We start from the raw sequence: 531 nt of genomic DNA on the forward strand, positions 1-531 counted from the left end.
CTTGAGCTCCTTCCTGACTGGCGTTTCAGCTTTGGCGGTCGCCTTGGCCGGCTTGGGTTTGCGTGCGCGCTTGGGCTTTTGCACCTCGCGCGTATTGGCTAGATACCAGTCATTCAGGTTGACCTTCTTCAGCCGGACGATGGCTGGGATGTCGCTGATGTGTTCTAGCTCGCCAGCGGTCGGGCCGGCCAGGAAGGCAGGATCGATGCGCTGGACGCTCAACGCAACCGGCGCTTGTGCTTGCACTACGACCGGAGGGCGCCTGAGCGCTCTGCGGAACTCACGCACAACACTGCCGAGGGCAAAGCCGATTTCGAAGCTGGTGGATTGCTTGGACATGGTGTTTCTCCTGCAGGTTGAGGGTGCGGAGAAAACACTGGCCCTGGCGGGGAAGTGGATTCCCCGCTGGGTTGCGGAAGGGAGCTTCTATCGACCGAGGCCGACCGACCGCGCTACCAGAAGCTATGCGGTCTTGGGTTGGATCAACACGGTGGACTGTGCTGCAGCATTTCGGATCCGAGCTGCATGGGG

Annotated in this window: 2 protein-coding genes; one reads left to right on the forward strand and one right to left on the reverse strand. The window is 61.2% G+C overall.

From position 1 onward, the window contains the following. On the reverse strand, positions 1-339 hold a 339-nt coding region (locus HMPREF2924_RS21225; protein WP_177344962.1), incomplete at its 3' end, for a hypothetical protein. Between HMPREF2924_RS21225 and HMPREF2924_RS36230 the strand changes: the two genes are divergently transcribed. Beyond that, on the forward strand, positions 338-531 hold a 194-nt coding region (locus HMPREF2924_RS36230), incomplete at its 3' end, for a hypothetical protein (protein ID WP_083325392.1). The two genes, HMPREF2924_RS21225 and HMPREF2924_RS36230, sit on opposite strands and share 2 nt — an antisense overlap.

The organism is Pseudomonas sp. HMSC063H08, assembly GCF_001813645.1.
In the GTDB taxonomy this organism is placed as follows: Bacteria; Pseudomonadota; Gammaproteobacteria; order Pseudomonadales; family Pseudomonadaceae; genus Pseudomonas; species Pseudomonas aeruginosa.